The following is a 1,946-nucleotide window of genomic DNA, read 5'->3' on the forward strand; positions in this document are numbered from 1 at the left end:
CCGCCACCGCCGCAAGAACCCGAACACGAAGATCGACGGACAGAGCTTTCGACATGACTGCCGGCCTCCCACCCGGCAGTCAGTCTGAATCAGTTTCCAGCCGATTTGGGTAGCCCCTTCGATTCAGTCAGATCAAAACCCGCTCTAGAAGCCCCCGCGCCTGAGCTTGGTGATGCTCATCATCAGGTCGACGCTGATGCCCGCTTCCGTGGGATCAGAGAACAGGGTCAGTACGGGCGCGACCTGTTCCAGAGTGGTGTTGTTCATGTCCCACAGGGCAGAGAAGCGCTGGATCAGCTTGTCGACCTTCTTCGGATCCTGGAGATCCTTGATGTTGATGTGCTTTTCCAGATTACGGACCTGCAGATCGATGCTTGCTTTGGATGCTTCCTTGGGAATGTTGAATGCTGTCTGCATGAACGTCAGAAGGCGCTTGTCCGCCAGCAGTCCCATTGTCGAGGTGACGCTGGATGCCTTGCGCTTGAAATAGAGCGCAAGCCTCACGCCTTCGTTCTGCTCGCCCTCTTTGGCCTCCAGCGTCTGCTGGTAATACTTGCTCACGGCTTCCGTTGTCGCGCTGGCCTCGGAGGTGGCCTTGTCGCCCTTTGCGGCGAAGTCGAACGCCTTGGCGAATTCCTTGTAGCGCGGGTCAACCAGCTTGTTCGCCATGCTTGTGGACGAGGTGGTTCCTTCGGAGAGCACCTTCTTCATGAAGGCCTTGGCATAGGCCATGTCTTCGAGGCCATAGGCCTTCATGGCATAGGTGAACAGGCGGTAATCCTTCACGAACTCGTCGACGGATTTCACCTTTGAGATGTTCGCCAGGTAATACTCGGTGTCGCGCTTGACCATGGCGTCGTTCTGGGTGAGCGTCTTTGTCAGCACCGGGTTGGTCTGCAACATCTGGTAGCGGGTCATCGTGCTGATCATGGCTCATTCCTGTGGTCGACGCTCATTCTCCTGACCGGCGCTCACGGCCGATCATGTCAGCCTAATCCTTCACCGTGGCGATGGACCGGCAATCCTTCGAGAAGCGTTCGGTGACAGCTCGGGTCTCGTCAGGATCGAGAGCGAACTTCACGCTCTGCGGCTCTAGGCGAAAATTCGCAAGTTCCACGATAAGCGTCTGCGCTGTCGCGAGGCTTGCAGCGAAACTCATAACTTCGTCTTCGCCGCGCAATTGGCCGTAGCGATCACGGTAGACCCAGTGCGATACTTCCGGCGGCCGTTCGTCGAGCCAATAGACCGTGCTCCGCCCCCGGTGATCGCTGGGCCCGAGATAGGCCTTCTGCATCACGGTGGCGGCGATGGCCACTTGCGGCGGCTCGTCTTCCCCGGTCACTTTGGTGCAGGAGAACCAGAGGGAGCTCCCGCCCTCCCCCCTGATCTGCGCCAATGCCCGGTTCGGGGCGCCGCTCTGGTCGGCCTGGAGGGCGTAATTCCAAGCCCGAAGCGTGCCGGATGCCGCCGTGGCGGAAAGATCTGGAATGGCCGCCCCGAGCGCGCAGGCGACGACAAGAGCGGCTATACGGTGAAGAGCGCTCGACATGGCTCAGCGTCCCGCGACTGGATTAAAAAGAAGGCCCCGCCTTTTGCAAGACGGGGCCTCGTGGTCACCGATCAGGAGGCTCTTACTGGAAGAGCTTCAGGATCATCTGGCTGTTCTGGTTGGCGATCGAGAGCGACTGCACGCCGAGCTGCTGCTGCGTCTGCAGAGCCTGCAGGCGGGTCGAAGCCTCGTTCATGTCGGCGTCGACGAGCGTGCTGACGCTGTTGGTCATCGCCTCGCTCAGAGCACCCAGGAACTTCGACTGCGCGTCGATCTGGTTCTTGGCTGCGCCGAGCTCGGTGGCGAAGTTACGAACCGATTCCAGGGCCGTTTCCACATCCGCGGCCATGTCGTTAACGAGATCCTGAGCCGCCTCACCCGTCCCGGTGATCTTCAG

Annotated in this window: 3 protein-coding genes; all 3 read right to left on the reverse strand. The window is 59.9% G+C overall.

Going from position 1 to position 1,946, the window contains the following annotated elements:
* Positions 1–144: 144 nt before the first annotated feature.
* Positions 145–930: a DUF1217 domain-containing protein gene (locus AB4097_RS21385; RefSeq protein WP_442043297.1), complete on the reverse strand. Its 786-nt coding sequence runs from the start codon at positions 928–930 to the stop codon at positions 145–147.
* Positions 931–991: 61 nt separating this feature from the next.
* Positions 992–1,549 carry a hypothetical protein gene (locus AB4097_RS21390; protein ID WP_442043299.1) on the reverse strand — a complete coding sequence of 186 codons (558 nt, stop codon included), beginning with the start codon at positions 1,547–1,549 and terminating at the stop codon, positions 992–994.
* Positions 1,550–1,631: 82 nt separating this feature from the next.
* On the reverse strand, positions 1,632–1,946 hold a 315-nt coding region (locus AB4097_RS21395), incomplete at its 5' end, for a flagellin (protein WP_442043301.1).

This window comes from Microvirga sp. 2MCAF35 (assembly GCF_052115545.1).
Taxonomy (GTDB): Bacteria; Pseudomonadota; Alphaproteobacteria; order Rhizobiales; family Beijerinckiaceae; genus Microvirga.